The 20,323-nt window shown below is 62.1% G+C and carries 19 protein-coding genes; 10 read left to right on the top strand and 9 right to left on the bottom strand.

Going from position 1 to position 20,323, the window contains the following annotated elements:
* Positions 1–25: 25 nt before the first annotated feature.
* Genes gndA through zwf form a run of 3 tightly spaced genes read right to left on the bottom strand, consistent with a single transcriptional unit; the run spans position 26 to position 3,676 of the window.
* A complete protein-coding gene (gene gndA, locus Ga0074115_RS11780; protein ID WP_060528553.1) occupies positions 26–1,426 on the bottom strand; it encodes an NADP-dependent phosphogluconate dehydrogenase in 1,401 nt (466 codons plus the stop codon).
* 40 nt (positions 1,427–1,466) lie between these two features.
* Complete coding sequence (gene pgl / locus Ga0074115_RS11775) at positions 1,467–2,147, bottom strand: 6-phosphogluconolactonase (protein ID WP_057955739.1); 681 nt, start codon at positions 2,145–2,147, stop codon at positions 1,467–1,469.
* Positions 2,147–3,676, bottom strand: coding sequence for a glucose-6-phosphate dehydrogenase (zwf, locus tag Ga0074115_RS11770; RefSeq protein WP_057955740.1), 1,530 nt, complete (start codon positions 3,674–3,676; stop codon positions 2,147–2,149). The genes pgl and zwf overlap by 1 nt, the downstream gene beginning before the upstream one ends.
* A 95-nt stretch (positions 3,677–3,771) precedes the next feature.
* Here zwf and Ga0074115_RS11765 point away from each other — a divergent pair, with 95 nt between their 5' ends.
* The 5 genes from Ga0074115_RS11765 to Ga0074115_RS16850 are packed head-to-tail and all read left to right on the top strand — an operon-like array spanning position 3,772 to position 8,541.
* A complete protein-coding gene (locus Ga0074115_RS11765; protein ID WP_005960705.1) occupies positions 3,772–4,482 on the top strand; it encodes an ABC transporter ATP-binding protein in 711 nt (236 codons plus the stop codon).
* The gene (locus Ga0074115_RS11760) at positions 4,479–6,860 is read left to right on the top strand and encodes an ABC transporter permease (protein WP_057955741.1); all 2,382 of its coding nucleotides are present in this window, start codon (positions 4,479–4,481) and stop codon (positions 6,858–6,860) included. The genes Ga0074115_RS11765 and Ga0074115_RS11760 overlap by 4 nt, the downstream gene beginning before the upstream one ends.
* 2 nt (positions 6,861–6,862) lie before the next feature.
* On the top strand, positions 6,863–8,161 hold the full coding sequence (locus Ga0074115_RS11755) for an efflux RND transporter periplasmic adaptor subunit (RefSeq protein WP_057955742.1): 1,299 nt from the start codon (positions 6,863–6,865) through the stop codon (positions 8,159–8,161).
* Between the two features lie 2 nt (positions 8,162–8,163).
* Positions 8,164–8,397: a hypothetical protein gene (locus Ga0074115_RS16855; RefSeq protein WP_232433066.1), complete on the top strand. Its 234-nt coding sequence runs from the start codon at positions 8,164–8,166 to the stop codon at positions 8,395–8,397.
* Positions 8,398–8,541, top strand: a complete 144-nt coding sequence (locus Ga0074115_RS16850) for a hypothetical protein (RefSeq protein ID WP_232433065.1) — start codon at positions 8,398–8,400, stop codon at positions 8,539–8,541.
* Between the two features lie 7 nt (positions 8,542–8,548).
* Here Ga0074115_RS16850 and Ga0074115_RS11745 read toward each other — a convergent pair whose 3' ends face one another.
* Entirely contained in the window at positions 8,549–8,788 is a 240-nt protein-coding gene (locus Ga0074115_RS11745) for a hypothetical protein (protein WP_057955743.1), read from the bottom strand.
* Between the two features lie 187 nt (positions 8,789–8,975).
* Here Ga0074115_RS11745 and Ga0074115_RS11740 point away from each other — a divergent pair, with 187 nt between their 5' ends.
* Positions 8,976–9,821 (top strand): NYN domain-containing protein, encoded by an 846-nt coding sequence (locus Ga0074115_RS11740; protein WP_060528552.1) that lies wholly within the window; start codon positions 8,976–8,978, stop codon positions 9,819–9,821.
* Positions 9,822–9,832: 11 nt separating this feature from the next.
* Here Ga0074115_RS11740 and pruA read toward each other — a convergent pair whose 3' ends face one another.
* Together pruA and Ga0074115_RS11730 are read right to left on the bottom strand one after the other, a co-directional pair.
* Positions 9,833–12,754 (bottom strand): L-glutamate gamma-semialdehyde dehydrogenase, encoded by a 2,922-nt coding sequence (pruA, locus tag Ga0074115_RS11735; RefSeq protein WP_158294674.1) that lies wholly within the window; start codon positions 12,752–12,754, stop codon positions 9,833–9,835.
* A 78-nt stretch (positions 12,755–12,832) separates the two neighbouring features.
* Positions 12,833–13,402, bottom strand: coding sequence for an NUDIX hydrolase (locus tag Ga0074115_RS11730; protein ID WP_039959802.1), 570 nt, complete (start codon positions 13,400–13,402; stop codon positions 12,833–12,835).
* Between the two features lie 140 nt (positions 13,403–13,542).
* On the opposite strand from Ga0074115_RS11730, the gene Ga0074115_RS11725 reads away from it, so the two are divergent.
* The gene (locus tag Ga0074115_RS11725; RefSeq protein ID WP_057955745.1) at positions 13,543–14,046 is read left to right on the top strand and encodes a SixA phosphatase family protein; all 504 of its coding nucleotides are present in this window, start codon (positions 13,543–13,545) and stop codon (positions 14,044–14,046) included.
* A 70-nt stretch (positions 14,047–14,116) separates the two neighbouring features.
* Positions 14,117–15,634 carry an exopolyphosphatase gene (ppx, locus tag Ga0074115_RS11720; protein WP_060528551.1) on the top strand — a complete coding sequence of 506 codons (1,518 nt, stop codon included), beginning with the start codon at positions 14,117–14,119 and terminating at the stop codon, positions 15,632–15,634.
* A 111-nt stretch (positions 15,635–15,745) separates the two neighbouring features.
* Here ppx and Ga0074115_RS11715 read toward each other — a convergent pair whose 3' ends face one another.
* The 3 genes from Ga0074115_RS11715 to parE all read right to left on the bottom strand — a co-directional run bounded on the left by Ga0074115_RS11715 (position 15,746) and on the right by parE (position 18,885).
* Positions 15,746–16,348, bottom strand: coding sequence for an SCO family protein (locus Ga0074115_RS11715; RefSeq protein ID WP_057957305.1), 603 nt, complete (start codon positions 16,346–16,348; stop codon positions 15,746–15,748).
* Between the two features lie 28 nt (positions 16,349–16,376).
* A complete protein-coding gene (locus Ga0074115_RS11710; protein WP_232433064.1) occupies positions 16,377–16,904 on the bottom strand; it encodes a geranyl transferase in 528 nt (175 codons plus the stop codon).
* A gap of 88 nt (positions 16,905–16,992) precedes the next feature.
* Entirely contained in the window at positions 16,993–18,885 is a 1,893-nt protein-coding gene (gene parE, locus Ga0074115_RS11705; RefSeq protein ID WP_060528550.1) for a DNA topoisomerase IV subunit B, read from the bottom strand.
* Between the two features lie 151 nt (positions 18,886–19,036).
* Between parE and Ga0074115_RS11700 the strand changes: the two genes are divergently transcribed.
* Both Ga0074115_RS11700 and ispA read left to right on the top strand, forming a co-directional pair.
* Entirely contained in the window at positions 19,037–19,267 is a 231-nt protein-coding gene (locus tag Ga0074115_RS11700) for an exodeoxyribonuclease VII small subunit (protein WP_057956220.1), read from the top strand.
* Positions 19,268–19,286: 19 nt separating this feature from the next.
* Positions 19,287–20,159, top strand: coding sequence for a (2E,6E)-farnesyl diphosphate synthase (gene ispA / locus Ga0074115_RS11695; RefSeq protein WP_082626826.1), 873 nt, complete (start codon positions 19,287–19,289; stop codon positions 20,157–20,159).
* Positions 20,160–20,323 lie beyond the last annotated feature (164 nt).

Genomic DNA, 20,323 nt, shown 5'->3' with positions numbered 1-20,323 from the left:
ATCACTATGCCTTGGAGACACGCCGCTACCACTCACTATGGATCGCCCCCCGCTCCGGCTGGTCGATGCGTTCATAGGTGTGAGCGCCAAAGGCATCGCGCTGGGCCTGGATCAGGTTCTGCGGTAGCCGTGCGGTGCGGTAGCTGTCGAAGTAGCCCAACGAGGCGCTCAGCACCGGCACCGGGATACCGTTACCAGCGGCCTGACCGACCACCCGCCGCCAAGCCCCCTGCACCCCCTGCAGCTGCAGGCTGAGATCCCCCGCCAGCATCAGGTTGGCGGGCTGCTGATCGGAGTAGGCATCACGGATCGCATCGAGCAGCCGTGCGCGGATGATGCAGCCGCCCTTCCAGATACGCGCCACCTCAGCCAGATCGACCCCCCAGCCGTAGCGCTCTGAGGCACTGCTGATAAGCGCCAGCCCTTGGGCATAGGCGGCGATGCGTGAAGCGTAGATGGCGCCGTGCAGATCCGCCACAAAGGCCTCGCGGTCGGTGATGGATGACGTCTCGGGGCCCTGCAACCGATGTGCCGCATGCTCCCGTTGCGCCTTGGCCGCCGACAGCACCCTGGCATCCACCGCTGCGGCGATGCTGGGCACCGCTACCCCCTGCTCCAGCGCCGCCTGCACGGTCCAGCAGCCAGTGCCCTTCTGTCCCGCCTTGTCGAGGATCTGTTCCACCAGCGGCCCACCACTCTCCTCATCCTGCACCCGCAGCACCCGGGCAGTGAGTTCTACCAGAAACGATTCCATCGGCCCCTGGTTCCACTGTTCGAACACCTCGGCCATGGCATCGGTGGAGAGCCCCAAGCCGCGCTTCATCAAGTCATAGGCCTCCGCCAGCAACTGCATGTCGGCATACTCGATGCCGTTATGCACCATCTTCACGAAGTGGCCAGCGCCGTCACCCCCCACATGGGTGACACAGGCCCCCGCTTCGGTCTTGGCCGCGATCGCCTGCAGGATCTCCCCGAGGGCGGCATAGGCTTCAGCAGAGCCACCCGGCATCAGTGAGGGACCACGACGCGCCCCCTCCTCGCCGCCGGAGACCCCCATGCCGACAAAGTGGATACCCTTTTCGCGCAACGCAGCCTCACGCCGCCGGGTATCCTCAAACCAGGAGTTACCACCGTCGATCAGGATATCCCCCGGTTCCAGGTACGGCAGCAGCCGCTCGATCATCTGATCCACCGGCTCACCCGCCTTGATCATCAGCAAAATGCGGCGCGGGCGTTCCAGCATCGCGGCAAAACCGGCCAGATCAGCCTCCCCGCCAAATACCTTGCCCGGCTGCTGCGCCAAGAATGCGTCGATCGTCTCTGGGTGGCGACCCCAGACCGCCACGCCATAACCCGAATCCTCGATATTGAGTGCCAGGCTGCTGCCCATCACCCCTAACCCAACCAGCCCTATCTGATACGCCATTACCTGTCACTCCCGTTGGGCAGAGCTGCCCCTTGTACATTCACTCTTCTGCAGGGAGCGCCTGTGCCGCTCCCCGGTCCATCAACCAGTCACCAGTATCGGCCAGAGCCGACGGCACATCGCCCTCCTGCAACGCGCGACGCACGGCCTCGGCCTTGCTCTCCCCCTTCGCCAACATCAGCAGATGGCGGGCCGCGCGGATCACCGCCGGGGTCACGCTCAAACGCCGTGGTGGCGGTTTACTGCCAACCACTGTCACTACCCGCCGCTGCCACTCCTGCAGCGCCGGTGAGCCGGGGAACAGCGAGGCGGTGTGGCCATCCTCCCCGATCCCCAGCAGCAAGATGTCGAGCTGGGCCGGCAGCACGCCTTCGTAGTCACGGGCAGCTTGCTCCGGTTCATCCTCACCGCGCATGCGATAGAGGATCAGCTCATCCGGCTTGCCATGAGGAAACAGCGCCGCCTTCACTGCCCGGTAATTGCTCGCCTGATGCTCCGGCGGCACGCAGCGCTCATCGCCAAAAAAGAGGGTCAGACGTATCCAGGGCAGCCGGTCTCGTTCGGCCAGCAGCCGGTAGACCGAGAGCGGCGTGCCACCGCCAGCAAGCATCAGGTGACAGCGCTCTGCCTGTTGCAAGCTCTGCTCGACCCGCGCCTCGATCCACTCCGCAGCGACCCGATCGTAGTCGGCGGCATCGACAATAATCCGTCGCCTCCCCATCAGCCGATCTCCCGCCAACGCCTATCGTAGCGGCGCATTAGTCGCTCCGCCTCCATCGGGCCATCACTGCCCTCGGCGTAGAAGAGTGGCCCGATACGCTGTGCATCCTCCCACGCCTTGAGAATTGGTGAGACGAAGCGCCAGGCATGCTCCACCTCGTCGCGCCGGGCAAACAGGGTCGCATCGCCGCGGATTGCATCCAGCAGCAGCCGCTCGTAGGCCTCTTTGATCGGCCGCTTGAAGGTCTCTGAGTAACTGAAATCCATCACCACCGAACGCACATCCAGACTATCCCCCGGTCGCTTGCTGACGATCTTCAGGTCAATCCCCTCATCGGGCTGGATGCGGATGGTAAGCACGTTCGACTCGAGCTGCTGACACACTTCATCCCGGCCGAACAGGCAGAGCGGCACCGGGCGGAACACCACCGAGACCTCGGTCATGCGCGCCCGCAGCTGCTTGCCAACGCGCAGAAAGAAGGGCACCCCCTGCCAGCGCCAATTGTCGATGAAGCACTTCATCGCGGTATAGGTCGGGGTGCGCGAGTCAGCAGCGACGTTCGCCTCGTCCCGGTAGCCACGGTACTGACCGAAGATCACATCCTCGAACACCTGGCTGCCGGTGATCTGGCGCAGCGAGCGCAGCACCTCCACCCGCTTGTCGCGGATATCGTCCGCGGCGAAGGAGAGCGGCGCCTCCATGGTGCAGAGCGAGAGCACCTGCAGCAGGTGGCTCTGCACCATGTCGCGGATCACCCCGGTCTGGTCGTAGAAGCGGCCTCGCCCCTCGACCCCGATCGCCTCGGCGGCAGTGATCTGGATGTGGTCGACATATTTGCGGTTCCAGAGTGGTTCAAAGATGGTGTTGCCGAAACGCGCCACCAGGATATTCTGCACCGTCTCCTTGCCCAGGTAGTGGTCGATGCGGTAGACCTGATCCTCCCCCAGCACCTCGCCGACAATCCGATTCAGCTCCTGCGCCGAATCCAAATCCCGGCCATAGGGTTTCTCCATAATCACCCGGCTCCAGGGGCTGCTGCTGCCGCTGGTGTTGATCAGCCCCGCCTCCTGCAAGCGATGCAGGATAATCGGCGCGGCAGATGGGGGCGTGGCCAGATAGAAGAGCCGGTTGGCGCTGCCGCCAGCGGCCTCCAGCTGTTCAAGCCGGTCGCGCAGCGCACGATAGCCTTCAGGGTCTTCAAAATTGGCGCTGAGGTAGTGAATGCGCTCAGCAAAGACTACCCACTCCGGCTCCTGCAGCGGCTCCCGGGTATGTTCAGCCAGCGCCTGTTTCAGCAGCTCGCGATAGCCATCACCATCCTGCTCCCGGCGGCTCAGACCGATCACCGCAAACCGCTCATCCAGCGCCCCCTCACGCAGCAGATTATAGAGCGCTGGCATCAGCTTGCGCCGAGTTAGATCCCCGGCACCGCCGAAGATCACCAGAGTGCAGCTATCCTGTTGGGTAGGAGTGAGCAGCGCCGCCCCAGCATCGGAGAGCTGCGCAAATCGAAGTGTCTGGTCTGACATGCATGTTCCTTGTTCGGTTACGGCGACGAAGCAACTATAGAACAATAGAGGAATGAAAACGTTTACTCTTCACAAAGGGATAGACCATTTTCCTAATGCACCAAAAGATCTTGCTTTCGGTTAGAGGCGCAAGCCGCATCTTCAGCATGGGGGACGTGCAGGTACCCGCCTTGCGCGACGCCTCCTTGGAGATCTACGACGGCGAGTTTCTGGTGATCGTTGGCCCCAGCGGCTCAGGCAAAAGTACCCTGCTGAATCTGATCGGCGGCATGGATCGCCCGACCGGGGGTGAGGTGCTGTTTCAGGAACTTGACCTGGCCCAGGCCTCGGAGCAGGCGCTGACCGAATATCGACGTCATCAAGTCGGTTTTGTCTTCCAATTCTACAATCTTGCGCCAATGCTGACTGCACTGGAGAACGTGCAGGTGGCCAGCGAGATCGCACAAGATCCGCTTGACCCGGCGCAGGCCCTGGCGCTGGTCGGACTGAGTGACTATCAGGAACACTTCCCATCACAGCTGAGTGGCGGCCAGCAGCAGCGGGTGGCGATCGCCCGCGCCCTGGCAGGTAATCCGCGGCTGCTGCTCTGTGACGAACCCACCGGCGCCCTCGATCTGGCCACCAGCCGCCAAGTACTGGGACTACTGCTGCGGCTCAAGCAGGAACTGGGCAAGACCCTGGTGCTGATCACCCACAACAGCGCCATCGCCGGCATCGCCGACCGGGTCGCCACCATCCGCGACGGCGCCATCCACTCACTGCATGAGAACCCCCATCCGGTGCCGGTGCAGGAGGTCTCCTGGTGAACCCGGTATTACAGCGCAAACTGCGGCGTGATCTCTGGCAGCGCAAGTGGCAGCTGTTGACTCTGTTTTCCATCATCGCCATCGGTGTTGGTGCCTACATCGGCATGGCCGGCACCTGGCGTGACATGGACGGCGCCCGCCATGCTTACTACCGCGACTATCACCTAAGCGACTTCCTCATCGATTTGAAGCGTGCACCGGAGTGGGCGGTAACGGATGCGGCCCACCTGCCCGGCATGATCAGGCTGGAGGGTCGGATCTCCCTACCGGTGCTGCTCGATCTGCCCGGCACCAACCAACCGATCACCGGCCAGGCCATCTCCCTCCCCGACCAAAGAGAACCTGCCTTCAACCAGCTGCTGTTGCGCAGCGGCAGCCGCCTCTCCGGCCCGGACCGGGCCGAGGTGATCCTCAACCACGCCTTCGCCGCGGCTCACGGACTCAAGCCGGGGGACCGCATCCGCGCCCTGCTGCTGGAAAGCCAGCAGGATCTGCTGGTGGTGGGTACGGCCCAGTCGCCGGAGTTTGTCTATCTGATCTCGCCCTCCGGTGGCCTCGCACCGGACCCGAAAAACTTTGGTGTGATCTATCTGGGCGAATCTTTCCTGCGCCAGCGCAGCGACCTGCAGGGCGCTTACAACCAGGTGCTCGGCCAGCTCGTCGACCCACGCCCGGCGGCGGTTAAAAACAGTCTGCAGGCACTCGCCGAACGACTCGACCCGTTTGGCGTCACCCTCACCACCCCGCTCAGCGAACAGGCCTCATTCCGCTTCCTGCAGGACGAGCTGACGGGGCTGGAGGTGCAGTCCCGCATCATGCCGATGATCTTTCTCAGCGTGGCAGCACTGGTATTACACGTATTGATCGGCCGGCTGGTCAACCAACAACGCACCCTGATCGGCACCCTGCGCGCCCTCGGCTACGCACGCAGCACACTGATCCGTCACTATCTCGCCTATGGGCTGGCGGTGGGGGCGATCGGCGGACTACTGGGGATCATGCTGGGGATCTGGCTACAGTCCGCGATGGTGGCGATCTACCGTGGGTTTTACGAACTACCGGGCCTGGTTGCACGCCATTACTGGGATCTCACCCTGATCGGTCTGGCCATCAGCCTGCTGTTTGCCGCCCTCGGCAGCCTGAGTGGCGTGAGGCGGGCGACCCAGCTGCAACCGGCGGAAGCGATGCGCCCGCCCGCACCACAGAGAGGTGGGCATATCCTGCTGGAATCGGTGCATCCACTGTGGCGACGCCTGAACTTCCGCTGGCGCTCAATCCTGCGATCAGTGTTCCGCAACCCCTTCCGCTCCTTTGTCAGCCTGCTCGCCAGCCTCATCGCCACCGCACTGATCTTCACCACCTTCAGCATGATCGATGCTCTCGATCATCTGATGGGTTACGAGTTTGAACAGCTCTCCCACCAGGATCTAACGATCAGCCTGCGCGACCCGGTGGCGCTGGCGGCGACCCGGGAGATCGTGTCACTGCCGGGCATCAGCCTGATCGAGCCGGAATTGCTGGTGAGCTGCGATCTGGTGAACGGGCCACGGCAAAAGCGCATTGCCATCACCGGTCTGAGCCCTGATGCCCGCCTGCACACCCCCCTGGACTCGCAGGGCCAGCGGGTGGCAATCCCGCCCCAAGGGCTGATCCTGGGGCGCAAGCTGGCGGAGATCCTGCAGCTGGCACCCGGCGACCGGGTTGAACTGCGCCCACTGATCGGTCGACGGATTCCGGCTGAAGCGACAGTGGCCGCCGTGGTAGAGAGCTATCTAGGGCTGGCGGCCTATGCCGATATCACCTACCTGAGCCGTCTGCTGGGGGAGCAACCCCTGGCAAACCAATTGCTGGCCAAAAGCGCAGGCGCTGGCATCGGAGAGAGGCTGCAGCATCAGCTGCAACAACGTCCCGCCTATCTGGGGGCGAGCGAGCGCCGTCAGGTGCTGGCACAACTCGACGCCACCTTTGGTGAGACCATGGGCAGCATGATCTTCGTGATGGTGCTGTTCGCCGGGATGATCGCCTTCGGCAGCGTGCTCAACACGGCGATGGTGTCACTCAACGAACGCCAACAGGAGATCGGCACTCTGCGGGTCATCGGCTACTCCTCGCTGCAGGTGAGCGGGCTGTTTTTTGGCGAGAGCCTGCTCCTGAACACGCTTGGCGTGGCGCTGGGGCTGTATGGCGGCGTATTGCTGAGTCACGGCCTATCGCTGCTCTACAGCACCGAACTCTACCGTTTTCCCGCCATCGTCCTACCCGGCACACTGCTGATCAGTGCGCTGTTGATGCTGCTGTTTCTGCTGCTTGCACAGGGGCTGGTCTATCTCATCATCCATCGGCTCGACTGGCTCGAGAGCCTCAAGGTCAAGGAGTAACCGTGTTAGCCAAAAGACTCATCACCGTCCTGCCTGTTCTGCTGTTGCCGCTGGCTGGCTGCGAACAGAGCCCACAGCTGCAGAGCACCACACCGGTCAGAGGGGAGATCCGCGCCTCCTTCACCGAACCCGCCCAAACCCGGCTGACGCGAGACTATCCGATTAGCATGCCGCTGGATGGGCGCATCGGCCCGATCAGGCTGCAGCCCGGCGACCGGGTGAAAAAAGGAGAACAGTTGGTGGCGATTGACCGGCTGCCGTTTGAACAAGCGGTAGTCGAGGCCAAGGCCGCAGTGGCCGAGCTGCAACAGCAGCTGCTGATCAACGCCTTCAACCGCATCGAAGCAACCCTCAGCGTGGAGCTGCAGGCGACCATCGACGCGGCACGGGAGGCGCTCAGGGCGGCCGATGCCCAAGTGGAGAGCCAACAGGTACGGGCCGCCTGGGCCGACAAGGTCGAGCAGCGCAACCGCGAACTCGACGCAGAGGGCAGTGTCTCGCAACAGCAACTGGATGATACAGTGCTGACAGCGCAGACCGCGCAGATCGAGCTGAAGCAGGAGGAGTTCATCCGCGCCGCCCTCAACACCCTCTTCACCGCAATCCAGCTGGGGCCCAAATATGTGGAGCAGTGGCTGCAGCGCAAACAGCTGTCGCGGGAGGTGATCGTGGAGCAACTCAACCAGGCTCGCGCACGTCTGGCCCGGGCGGAGCATCAATTGACGCTGGCGCAGCTGCGCGCACCGGTGGATGGGGTGGTGCTACGCCGCCATGAATCGGGGCCAGGCAGCTTCCCGGCCGGACATCCGCTGCTGGAGATCGGCAACTTCAGCGATCTGGAGGTGGTTACCGAGCTGCTCACCGAGGATGCCATGCAGCTTGAGCCTGAGGCCCTGGTTGAGTTCTCCAGCGGGATAGCAGAGCATCCCATCAGCGGCCGGATCAAGCGCATCGAACCGGCCGCCTTCACCAAGCGTTCATCCCTCGGGGTGGAGCAACAACGGGTCCGGGTGATCGCCAGCCTGGATCAGGTCCCGGCCATCCTGGGGGTGGGCTTCAGGCTGCAGGGACGTTTTTTCACCGGTATCAGCCATAACACCCTGATTCTGCCCCGCTTCAGTGTATTGCAGGCCACCGATGGCTCCCACTATGTGCTGCGTAACGACCACGGCCGGCTGCACAGACAGCCGGTCATCATCGGCTTGCACAACGACCGCCAGTTGGAGATCCTTGAAGGCCTGAGCGACGGAGAAAGCATCGTCGCACTCCCCGATGCCGATATGGAAGTTGAAACAGAGTAGCCATGGCCCTACAGCAAACCCTCTACATCAGAATCTATCGCAACCGCATCACCATCCAGGATGTCGAAAGCCAGGCAATCAGCAGCGCCGATGCGGTCAGCCCCTTCACCACCGACAGACTGCTGGCCGGCCAGTTCTCCGCCGCGGTTGAGACCCTGCAGAAGGCGATCCGACAGATCTACACTGGCTGGCGCGCCCTGCTGATCCGCCCGATCATCCTGATCCAGCCACTGTAGATGATCGAAAGCAGCCTCTCCGGGGTGGAAGATCGCATCTTCAAAGAACTGGCCGCCAGCGCCAAGGCCAACCGGATCGTGGTGTGGACAGGGCCTGAGCTTTCGCCTCAGCAAGTGATGGAACAGACTACGAACGCCCGTTAGGACTCGCCTACCCACGCATCCGCTTCAACAACTCATAGTGCGACGGCAGGGCGCGTTTGATCTGCCCCTTCATAGTCGCTACCTGGTTGGCGTATTTGATCCCGTCGCTCTTGGCCAGGAACCGCTCCGCCGGGAACTGGCACCCCTCGAAATCGTAGGGGGATGGCATGAACGATTTCCACAGCTCCTGGTTCTCCTGCAGCAGAGCAAACGCCTCCGCCCCGCCCGCCGCCAGGTACCAGGACATCCAGACGCTCACCGCAGTGAGTGGGTGAAACCGAATCGTTTTGAGTGAGATCAATCGTTAAATCGCGATCGGGATAGGGCTGCCGGACATGTCACAAATTTGCAATCCACAGCCACGATCAGCCCCCGGCTCTGCTATCATCTCCGCCATTTATCCGATCGTTGCACCAAGAAAGGCGTGAATTAAGTTGCAGAAAAACATCAATATTGGCGTGTTTGTAGACGCCGAAAATGTGCGTTACAACGGCGGTTATCAGCTCCGCTACGACATCCTGCGCCGCTTTGCCGCGCGCTCCGGCGGCAACCTGCTGCGCCTCAACACCTACATCACCTTTGACCAGGAACGGGCCAGCGAAGACTACGAGTATCAGAAACGCGCCTACGCCTACCAGCAGATGGTACGCGACTACGGCTGGAAAATTCTGGTCAAGAATATACGCCGCTATACCGACGAAGATGGCAATGTCACCACCAAAGCGAATGCCGACCTCGATATGGCGGTGGACGCCATGATCCAGTCGGAGAAGCTCGATCTGGTGCTGATGTTGACCGGCGACGGCGACTTCCTGCAGGTTGTCACCGCATTGCAGGATCGCGGCTGCCGGGTCGAGCTGATCGGCTTTCGTAACGTCTCCCGCGAGCTGCAGCGCCAGGTCGACACCTACTACTCCGGCTTCCTCATCCCCGACCTGCTGCCGGTCTCCTATGAACCGCGCAACGAGTGGGGCCAGCCAGGCTCCTGCGTACGCGGTGTCTGCCAGAAGTGGTTCCCCGACAAAGGCTACGGCTTCCTGCGCTTCATGTCGCGTATCGACGACAATCTCTGGATCACCGACACTCGCGAGCCCGACTCCCCCTACACCAGCGTTTTCTGCCACGTCAATGAGCTGGCCGACGGGGTCTCTGACGAGCTGCTGAAAAACCGGGATACGGTGCTTGAGTTCTACATCGAACAGAGTGACAAAGATGAAGGCCTGGTCGCCAACAACGTGCGCTTGGTGCCCTCCTACGGCAAGCACGGTTTACTTGAATGAGTCCGACCCGACTATGGAGCCTCTGAGAGCGGCGCCACCCCACGTCGCAGGGTGTTCTCGGTGATGCATCGCGGCTCCATAAACTGCAGCAGGTAATCACGGCCACCGGCCTTGCTGCCGATGCCGCTCATGGCGAAACCGCCAAACGGCTGGCGGCTCACCAAGGCGCCAGTGATGCCGCGATTGAGGTAGAGGTTGCCGACCCGGAACTCCCGCGCGGCCCGTTCAAGATTGGCCGGGCTGCGCGAATAGACACCGCCGGTCAGTGCATAGCGGGTGGAATTGGCCAGCGCCAGGGCCTGATCCAGATCCTGTGCCGGCAGCAGTGCCAGCACCGGGCCAAAGATCTCCTCCTGGGCCAGCGGGCTGTTCGGATCGACCTCGCCGAACAGGGTCGGCCCCACATAGTGACCGGACTCGAAGCCACGGCTCTCCATCCGATAGAGCGACCGCCCCGCCTGTCGCCCCTGTTTGATCGCCTGCTGGATGCGTGACTCTGCCGCGGCATTGATCACCGGTCCGATATCACACGCCGAATCGGTCGGGTCAGCCATGATCAGGCTCTCCGCCGCCTCGCACAGGCGCCGGCTGAAATGCGCATATTGATCCCCCACCAGGATCACCCGCGAGCAAGCGCTGCACTTCTGCCCCTGGAAACCGAACGCCGACTTCAGTATCCCATCGATCGCCTCATCCGGATCGGCGCTCTGATCGACGATGATGGCATTCTTGCCACCCAGCTCCGCGATCACCCGCTTGATGTGGCGCTGCCCCGGCCTCGGCTCGGCCGCCAGTCGGAGAATCCCCTGCCCCACCGCCTGGGAGCCGGTAAAGGCGATCAGGTGCACCGCGGGATGACGCACCAGATAGTCGCCCACCACCTCACCTGGGCCAGGCAGGAAGTTCATCACACCCGCGGGAAAGCCCGCCTGCTGCATCAGATCCACCAGCCTAGCAGCGATCACCGGGGTATCAGAGGCGGGCTTGAGGATGGCGCAGTTGCCGGTCACCAGGGTGGCGCTGAGCATGCCGGTGACGATCGCCAGCGGGAAGTTCCAGGGCGGGATCACCACCCCAACACCCCGTGGCTGGTAGAAGTGGCGGTTGTGCTCCCCTGGCAGCTCCACACTGGCGCCTGCCGCCAATCGCTCCGCCTCGTCGGCATAAAAACGCAGGAAGTCGATCGCCTCGCAGACATCGGCATCGGCCTCGCGCCAGCCTTTGCCCGCCTCGAGGATCTGCCAAGCGGCAAACTCATCACGCCGCTGCGCCAGCAAATCTGCGCTTTTGCGCAGCAATTTAGCACGGCTCTCTGCCGGACGCTCACGCCAAGAGGGAAAGGCAGCCTCGGCAGCCCGGATGGCGCGATCGGCATCTTCCTGGCTGGCACAGGCCGTGGTACCCACCAGCTGAGCACGATCAGCCGGGTTAAACGACTCGATACACGCTGCGGTGTCCCGCCACTCGCCATCGATCAGCAGCGGATAGTGATGGCCAAGCTGCCCCCGGACTTGATCGATGGCATGTTGAAACGCCTGACACTCATCCGGCTTCAGCCAGCTACGCAGCGGGGTGTTCTGAAAACCCGCTTCAGGCCGCTCGGCCGGCAACCGGGTCTCCACCTTGGGTGGGGCGAAACAGCTGGCCGCATCCTCGCTCGTAACCTGCCAGCGCGCCATCGACTGACTGCTGGCGTTCTCCAGTAGCCGCCGCACCAGATAGGCCATACCGGGGATCGGCTCACCGAAGGGCAGATAGGTGCGCAGCCGGTAGCCCAGCTTCACCAACGCCTGCTGGTAGGACGTCGACATACCGTAGAGCATCTGAAACTCGAACTGCTCAGTCGCCAGCCCGAGCCGCTCCACCTCGGCCATGCCCAGCGCCAGACTGCGCAGATTGTGGCTAGCGATGGCAGGATAGACCCCAGGCGCAGCCGCCAGCAACCGCTGCAGGCAGGCCTCATAGTGGCGGTCGGTCTCAGCCTGCTGTTGCCAGACCGGGATCGGCCAACCATTCTGCCGCGCCTTCACCAACTCCTGATCCCAGTAGGCGCCGCGCACTAGTCGAATGGCAAATGGCATCTGGCGCCGCCCCGCCAGTTCGATCAGCTGTTCCAGATCCTCCCCCCCCTGCCGCAGGTAGGCCTGCAGAGCGATGCCCAGGCCGTCCCAGTCGCAAAACTCAGGATCAAACAGCAGCCGCTCAAAAAGTGCCAGGATCACCGGCCGGCGCTCCGAATCCTCCATATCGAGAGTCACCGCCACCCCCTGCCGACGCGCCTTGAGCAGCAGCGGCCTGAGCCGTTGAACCATCACCTCGGTATTGGCCGTGACCCGTTCTGGCAGCAGCCGCGGCAACAGTGACGAGGGCTTCAACGACAGCTGCAGCGACTGATCCGGCTGGACACTCAGCACATCCAACAGCTGCAGATAACCGTTGAGATAGTCGTCTGCCTCGCGATGGCTGAGGGTGAGTTCGCCCAGCAGATCGAGGGAGACCAGACGCCCCTGGCGCTGCAGACCACTCAGGTTTTCGCGGATGGTGGTTGGCTCCCGGCCTGCCATGAACTGCCGCGAGAGCAGACCGATCGCCTTACGGATCGCCGCCGCCAACTGATGCGGCCCGAGCAGGCGACCGGAGCGGATCGCCAGCCGGCCCAGCCTGGGCAGGGGAAACTCCTGAGCATCGCTGAAATACTCATCAAACAGCCGCACCACCTCAGCGTCATCCTGCAGCGCAGGCAGCAGATCGACGAAACGCAGGGCACGAATGCGAAAATCGGGGTTTTGATGCAGCCGGCTCAGCAGCGACTGCAGCCAGTGGGAGACGGGATTGTGCGGCTCAAACGCCTCGGCGGCCTGCAGCAGCGCATCACCATGCTGGCGGATGCGGGCTTCCTGATCGGTCTGCGGGTTCGACGGGGTGGTATGCATTACTTGACCTCAGCGGAAGGGCCTCACTCAAGTATAGAAAGCGATGCGGGTCACGCTTCGATGCCCCCTCGGGCGGATTTAAAAGACCTCGGTGCGATAGCGGCGAGGATGCTCTGAAACACGCAGGATGGAACCACTGCGCAGCCGCAGACTGTCGGTGCTGCGGTCCGCGAAGAAGAGTTTGAGAGTCTCCTTTACCACCGGGAAGGCGAGCTCGTCCCAGGGGATCTCTGACTCATCAAACAGTGCCACCTCCAGACTCTCGCTGCCGGGGCCAAAGTCGAGTGACTGTAGACGGCTGAGAAACAGCAGGTAGACTTGATCGATATGCGGCAGGTTGAACAGGGTATAGAGTTCCCCCATCTCGACTCGCGCCTGGGCCTCCTCCCAGGTCTCCCGAGCCGCACCTTGCTGGGCAGTCTCACCGTTCTCCATGAATCCAGCGGGCAGGGTCCAGAGACCGTAGCGAGGTTCGATGGCGCGACGGCAGAGCAGCACCTGCTCCTCCCATAACGGGATACAACCCACCACCATCTTGGGATTCTGGTAGTGGATAGTGCGACATTCAGGACAGACATGGCGCTGCCGGTTATCCCCCTCAGGGATCAGTCGCTCAACCTCGGTACCGCATTGACTACAAAACTTCATCCGTTTCCCCATCCTCAACAAGGGCCCACCTGCGGGCAGAGAGAGTGAATCAAGCTCTCTTTATAGCAGGCGCGACAACTCTCCACATCCTCTCTGTTTTTGTCTATTATCGCGCCACCCATTTACCCCCGGAGTTCGAGATGGAGATTCTCCTGATCCGACACGCCATCGCCGAAGAGCGCACCCTGTTTGCCCATACAGGCCAGCCAGACGCGCAGCGGCCACTTACCGAAAAGGGCCGCAGCCGCATGCGCAGCGCCATCAATGGGCTGAGGCGGGTAGTGCCACAGATCGACACCCTCGCCAGCAGCCCGCTGCTGCGAGCTGTGGAGAGCGCCCAACTGCTGGCTGAGGGGTATGGCCTGGAGACGCCGCTGCAGCTACCACTATTGGCGCCAGGCGGTGACTTTGATGCCATCGCCGCCTGGCTGGCCGGTCACGATGAGGCCTCACGGGTCTGCTTGGTGGGTCATGAACCTGACCTCTCCGAGCTGATCGGCTGGCTCACCGCCGGTAGTGGCGAGAGCTTTATCCACCTAAAAAAGAGTGCCGTCTGCCTGCTCAGATGTGACCTGCTGCCTGAGCAGGGCACCTGTGAAATCGAGTGGCTGCTGGCGCCGAAGCAGCTGCGCCAGCTGGGCTGATTCAGCGATTAGAAAATACCCTCATGCTGCGGTAGAGTGAAGCCACTTTTTCACCGCAACCAACTGTCTGATGCAGCAACAAAAAGCAGAAACAGCGGGACAGGAACAGACCGTCGCCGCCATCGACCTCGGCTCCAATAGCTTCCACATGATCGTCGCCCGGGTCCACGATGGCAGTCTGCAGATCATCGACAAGATGCGCGAGATGGTGCGTCTCGGCGAGGGTCTGACCGACGACAAACACCTCACCCCCGAAGTGGCCGCCCGCGCCATCGCCTGCCTGGAACGCTTTGGTCAGCGCCTTGGCAGCCTGCCATCAGAACACGTCATGGCGGTCGGCACCAACACCCTGCGACAAGTTAGCAGCGCCGATGCGTTTCTCACCGCCGCACAGCAAGCGCTCGGCCATCCGATCGAGATCATCGCCGGCCGTGAGGAGGCGCGACTGATCTATCTCGGTGTCTCCCACGGGCTCGCCTCCAGCGGTGAGGCCAAGCAGCTGGTGATCGACATCGGCGGCGGCAGCACCGAGCTGATCGTCGGCGAGGGTTTCCGCACCGAGCGGCGCGAGAGTCTGCACATGGGCTGTGTCTCCATCAGCCGCAGCCACTTTGCCGATGGTCTGATCAACTCAAAACGCATGAAGCAGGCTGAGCTCGCCTGCGCGGTGGTGATCCGGCCGGTACGCAGCTTTTTTCGCGATGCTGGCTGGAGCCGCGCAGTCGGCAGCTCAGGCACCATCAAGGCGATCCGCAAGGTGGTCACCGAGGAGGGCTGGAGCCAGGAAGGGATCAGCGCCCGCTCCCTGGAGAAACTGCGCAAGCGCATGATCGAGGCGGGCTCCCTCGACAAGCTGCAGCTGAAGGGGTTATCGGAAGAACGCAAGCCCGTCTTCGCCGGCGGCGTGGCGGTACTCTCCGCGCTGTTCAAACATATCGGCATCGAGCAGATGCAGGTCTCAAATGAGGCACTGCGCGAAGGTCTGATCTACGACATGATCGGCCGCAGCCGCCAGGAAGATGCCCGCGAGCGTACCGTCAGATCCCTCAGCAAGCGTTACAACGTGGATCAGGAACAGGCACAGCGGGTGGAAAGCACTGCACTAGCGCTCTATCACCAAGTGATCCGCCCCTGGAAGATGCTCGATTCGCGCTACTCATCGATGCTCAGCTGGGCGGCCCAGCTGCATGAGGTGGGGCTCACCGTCTCCCACAGCCAGTTCCAAAAACACGGCTCCTACCTGCTGGAAAACTCCGATCTATCCGGCTTTACCCGCCAGGAGCAGCGGGTACTGGCGGCGATGGTGCGCGGCCATCGTCGCAAGTTCCCGACCTCGGTATTCGAGGCCCTGCCGCAGGAGGTGGTACTCTGCACCAAGCAGCTCTGTGTGCTGCTACGCCTGGCGGTGCTGATGCACCGCTCCCGCTCGCCAGTCGCCAAACCGCAGGCACTGCTGGATGTGAACGGCTTATCTCTCACCCTGGAGTTCCCTGCAGGCTGGCTGGCCTCGCACCCATTGACCCGTCTGGAGCTGAAGCAAGAGGCCAACTATCTGCAGGCGGCCGGCTTCAGTCTCACCTTCTCCTGACCGCGGCTCTACCCCTAAGCTAGATTATGACTCGTCCAGAAACGCCTCTGTTAAACGCAAAGGCCTCAGCGTGCTCAGCGTTTATTCCCAGGTTTCTGGATGGAAACCAGATCAGAGCAAACGTCGCAGGGCGGCCAGGATGGCCTCCGGCTCAGTGCCGTGAGAGAGCGTCTCGCGCAGCACCCCCTGGCGATCGATCAGATAGAGATCGGCCGAGTGATCCACCACATAGTTGGTCTCTGAAGGCTGTTCGACCCGGCGATAGGCCGCGCCATATTTTTTTGCCACATCGGCCAGCACCTCGGCCGAGCCGGTCACACCAAGGATCTTCGGGTGAAAATAGTGACTGTACTCTTCAAGGCGCTCTATGCTATCCCGCTCCGGATCGACACTGATGAAGAGCACCTGCAGCCCTTCCTGCTCCGCCTCGTTCAGTTCGTTGAGCGCCATCGACAGCATACCCAGACTCGTTGGGCAGATATCGGGGCACCAGGTGTAGCCAAAATAGAGTACTACCACCTGCCCATGTAGATCACTCAGCGAGAGCGGGCCATTGGCCGAGACCAGCGTAAAGTCACCACCGGTGGGTTTTGCCTGCAGCGACAACACCTGGTGTTTGGGTGGCTCCTGGCCAGCCGGATTCCAGAACAGACCAACCAACAACAGTGCGCCGCCCAACAGCAGAATCACGCCCCAGAGAACATATCTTTGCATCAACTTCTCCCAAAGATATCGGATCGTTTCAGGCGTCACTCTCCAGGGCCTTGCCCAGCGCTGTGTCCACCGCATTGGCCAGCACCTCAGAGTATTCGATCAACTGCCTGATCAGATTGTCATGTTTGTGCAGCAGTTTACGCGCTGCCTCATCCTGATCAACCACCTTGTAGTGCTGGTCATCCACCCAGGCTTCGAGCGTCTTTAGCTCCCTGGTAAAACGCTGATACTGCCGCCGAAGGTTATCGACCAGCAGATGGGAGCGCAGCGGATTGACCGGCTCCTTCAGGTAAAGAGCAAGCAGCTGCCCGAGGACCTGCTGCGCCTTGCTCATCTGGCGCTCGAGGCCGGAACTGTCGAATTTTCTGGCTTCAAGTCCGTGCAACCCCCTCAACTGGATGCGCAGCCGCGGCGCCATCTTTTTCATCCTGGCGGCCGATTTCTGCAGCAGTCGCAAGTCTGCTCCATCCAGTAGTTTTTTCGTTTCCTGAGCCAACCACGGCAGTTCACCAAGCGCCGAAGAGTCCTGACGAACAACCGGGGCAGTTTCAGCCATTGCCCCTCCCGTCACTATCGACACACTCAACATCAACCACCACTTTTTATAGTTATTTCGCATCTCCCATCTCCCGATCTTATTTTTTCTAAAGCTCTGCCAGATCCCCCTTTTCCTGCAGCCAGCGCTTGCGGTCTGCGGCCCGCTTCTTCGCCAGCATCATATCCATCACACGGCTACTGTCGTCACCCGCCTCAATGGTGAGCTGGACAAGCCGTCGCGTATCCGGATGGATAGTTGTCTCCCGCAACTGCGGGGGATTCATCTCACCCAGTCCTTTGAATCTCTGTACATTGACCTTACCGCGGATTTTCTCCGCCTCGATCCGGTCAAGCACGCCCTGCTTCTCACTGTCATCCAAAGCATAGAAGACCTGCTTACCGACATCGATACGGTAGAGCGGAGGCATTGCCACATAGACATGACCCTGTAGCACAAGTTTCCTGAAGTGGCGCAGAAACAAGGCGCACAGCAGGGTGGCGATGTGCAGGCCATCGGAGTCCGCATCGGCAAGGATGCAGATCTTGCCAAAGCGTAGCTTGGAGAGATCATCGCTGCCCGGCTCAACGCCGACCGCCACCGAGATATCGTGCACCTCCTGGGAGGCGAGCACCTCGGCGGAGTCGACCTCCCAGGTGTTGAGGATCTTGCCGCGCAGCGGCATGATCGCCTGGAACTCCCGATCCCGCGCCTGCTTTGCCGAGCCGCCGGCAGAGTCACCCTCCACCAGAAACAGCTCAGTGCGACTCGGATCAACCGCACTGCAGTCGGCCAGCTTGCCCGGCAGCGCCGGCCCCTGGGTGACCTTCTTGCGCTTTACTTTGCGTCCGGCGCGCATCCGCGACTGGGCGGCGTCGATCGCCATCTCCGCGATGCGTTCAGCGACATCGGTATGCTGGTTGAGCCAGAGACTGAAGGTGTCCTTCACCACTCCGGAGACAAACGCTGCACACTCCCGCGAGGAGAGGCGCTCCTTGGTCTGGCCGGAGAACTGTGGATCGTCCAGCTTGGCCGAGAGCACGTAGCTGACCCGGCTCCAGACGTCGTCGGGGGTCAGTTTGACACCCCGCGGCAGCAGATTACGGAACTCGCAGAACTCGCGCACCGCATCGGTCAGACCGCTGCGCAGGCCGTTGACGTGGGTACCACCGAGGGTGGTGGGGATCAGGTTGACATAGCTCTCGGTGACCACCTCAACACCACCGCTCTCCTGCAGCCAGACGACCGCCCAGGAGACCGCCTCACGATTCCCCTCCATCTGCCCGACAAACGCCTCCTGGGGCAGCCATTCAGTGCCACGCAGCGCATCGAGCAGGTAGTCTCTCAGACCATCCTCGTAGAACCACTCATCGCGCTCGCCCGACGACTCATCGAAGAAGCTGACCTTCAGCCCCGGGCAGAGCACCGCCTTGGCGCGCAACACATGACGCAGCCGACGCAGCGAAAACTTAGCGCTATCGAAGTAGCTGGGGTCGGGCCAGAAGCGCACTCGGGTGCCGGTATTGTTGCGCCCGACCTTGCCGATCGCCTCCAACTCCGACACCTTGTTGCCGCCAGCAAAAGCGATGTTGTATTCTTGACCGCCACGCCGCACCCACACCTCCAGGTGCTTGGAGAGCGCATTCACCACCGACACGCCAACACCATGCAGCCCGCCGGAGAAGCGGTAACTCTTGTTGGAAAACTTGCCGCCGGCATGCAGCTTGGTGAGGATCACCTCGACCCCGGGCAACCCCTGCTTGGGGTGGATATCCACCGGCATGCCACGGCCGTCATCAATTACCTGCAGCGAACCATCCTTGAACAGGCTGACCTCGATGCTGCTGGCGTAGCCGGCGACTGCCTCATCCACGCTGTTGTCGATCACCTCCTGCGCCAGATGGTTGGGGCGGCTGGTGTCGGTATACATGCCCGGTCGTTTGCGGACCGGGTCCAGGCCACTCAGGACCTCAATCGCCGAGGCGTCGTAGCTAGCACTCATGGAGACAATTCAACTGTTTGATAAACCTTATCGTTTACAGAAACCTGACCAGAATTCTACACATCCCACCCTGCTCATGCGAGCAGCCCCCATTGACCGGCACAAACTGCCTGGGGTAGCTTTACGCCACCCCAACTACTAGTAAACAGCTGTGCCGAGAAGAAAAAAGACCCCCCCCTTCGAAGAGGCGCTCGCCGAACTCGAATCCCTGGTCGAGACCCTGGAGAGTGGCGAACTGCCGCTGGAGGAGTCGCTGAAGACCTTCGAGCGGGGCGTGGAGCTGACCCGCAACTGCCAGAAGGCCCTCGATGATGCAGAGCAGAAGGTCAGAATCCTCAGCAACGAGAGCGGCGCAACGGAGCCTTTCGAACGTGAGCAGTAACACCGCCTTGAGGGAGTTCATGCTGTTCTGCCAAAATCGGGTAGAACATGCGCTGGATAAGAGCCTGCCTGCCGAGAGCACATCCCCCGCTCGCCTCCATCAGGCGATGCGCTACGCGGTGCTTGGCGGCGGCAAACGCATCCGCCCGATTCTCACCTACGCCACCGGTCAGGCGCTCGGCGTAGAGATCAACCAGCTCGACACCGCCGCCTGCGCAGTAGAAATGATCCACGCCTACTCGCTGGTGCACGACGACCTGCCGGCAATGGACGACGACGAGCTGCGCCGAGGCCGCCCCACCTGCCATAAGGCCTACGACGAGGCCACCGCGATCCTGGTCGGCGATGCGCTGCAGACCCAGGCGTTCCAGATCATCTGCACCAGCGGCAACCTGCACGCCAGTGCCAAGACCCGCCTGGAGATGATCGAGACCCTGAGCCGCGCCAGCGGCTCCCGCGGCATGTGCGGCGGCCAGGCCCTTGACCTCAACGCAGTCGGCCAGGAACTTTCTCTGGCGGAGCTGGAGAACCTGCACATCCACAAGACCGGCGCGCTGATCCGCGCCAGCGTCAATACGGCCAGCCTGCTGGCGCCCCGCCTGGAGCCGGAACAGGCACACCAGCTCGACCACTACGCCAAATGCGTCGGCCTCGCCTTCCAGATTCGCGACGACATCCTCGACGTGGAGGGCGATACCGAAACCCTCGGCAAGACCCAGGGCAAGGACCAGGCCCAGGATAAACCCACCTACCCCGCCCTACTCGGCCTCAACGGTGCCCGCGAAAAGGCCGCCGAACTGCAGGCCGACGCCCACCGCTCCCTCGCAGGTTTCGACAGCAAGGCCGACCCGCTGCGCTGGCTCGCCGACTACATCATCGGGCGGGATTACTGAACCACAGCTGCCAGGGAGGCTTGGCGGGTTAGGAGATGCTGGCGCCGGTGGATGAGTGAGACGCCCCTCCCCTACTTGCGCCGGCGGGCATCCGTTGGGATAATCGCGCGTTTTCGCGCTGACACGCACCGAGCGGCCCTGTGCCGAAATAACCCGAGGTTTCA

The sequence above is a fragment of the endosymbiont of Ridgeia piscesae genome (assembly GCF_001443665.1).
Lineage (GTDB): Bacteria > Pseudomonadota > Gammaproteobacteria > Chromatiales > Chromatiaceae > Endoriftia > Endoriftia persephonae.
Note: the sequence above shows the minus strand (reverse complement) of the source record. Positions and strands in the feature narration are given on the sequence as shown.

Bases quoted from the DNA above. Each gene is read 5' to 3' on its own strand.
- pgl (WP_057955739.1), bottom strand. From the start codon at position 2,147: ATGGGGAGGCGACGGATTATTGTCGATGCCGCCGACTACGATCGGGTC.
- parE (WP_060528550.1), bottom strand. From the start codon at position 18,885: ATGAGTGCTAGCTACGACGCCTCGGCGATTGAGGTCCTGAGTGGCCTG.
- Ga0074115_RS16855 (WP_232433066.1), top strand. From the start codon at position 8,164: ATGGCCCTACAGCAAACCCTCTACATCAGAATCTATCGCAACCGCATC.
- Ga0074115_RS11715 (WP_057957305.1), bottom strand. From the start codon at position 16,348: ATGCAAAGATATGTTCTCTGGGGCGTGATTCTGCTGTTGGGCGGCGCA.
- Ga0074115_RS11710 (WP_232433064.1), bottom strand. From the start codon at position 16,904: ATGGCTGAAACTGCCCCGGTTGTTCGTCAGGACTCTTCGGCGCTTGGT.
- pruA (WP_158294674.1), bottom strand. From the start codon at position 12,754: ATGCATACCACCCCGTCGAACCCGCAGACCGATCAGGAAGCCCGCATC.
- Ga0074115_RS11745 (WP_057955743.1), bottom strand. From the start codon at position 8,788: ATGTCCTGGTACCTGGCGGCGGGCGGGGCGGAGGCGTTTGCTCTGCTG.
- zwf (WP_057955740.1), bottom strand. From the start codon at position 3,676: ATGTCAGACCAGACACTTCGATTTGCGCAGCTCTCCGATGCTGGGGCG.
- Ga0074115_RS16850 (WP_232433065.1), top strand. From the start codon at position 8,398: ATGATCGAAAGCAGCCTCTCCGGGGTGGAAGATCGCATCTTCAAAGAA.
- ppx (WP_060528551.1), top strand. From the start codon at position 14,117: ATGCAGCAACAAAAAGCAGAAACAGCGGGACAGGAACAGACCGTCGCC.
- Ga0074115_RS11725 (WP_057955745.1), top strand. From the start codon at position 13,543: ATGGAGATTCTCCTGATCCGACACGCCATCGCCGAAGAGCGCACCCTG.
- Ga0074115_RS11730 (WP_039959802.1), bottom strand. From the start codon at position 13,402: ATGAAGTTTTGTAGTCAATGCGGTACCGAGGTTGAGCGACTGATCCCT.
- ispA (WP_082626826.1), top strand. From the start codon at position 19,287: ATGCTGTTCTGCCAAAATCGGGTAGAACATGCGCTGGATAAGAGCCTG.
- Ga0074115_RS11765 (WP_005960705.1), top strand. From the start codon at position 3,772: ATGCACCAAAAGATCTTGCTTTCGGTTAGAGGCGCAAGCCGCATCTTC.
- gndA (WP_060528553.1), bottom strand. From the start codon at position 1,426: ATGGCGTATCAGATAGGGCTGGTTGGGTTAGGGGTGATGGGCAGCAGC.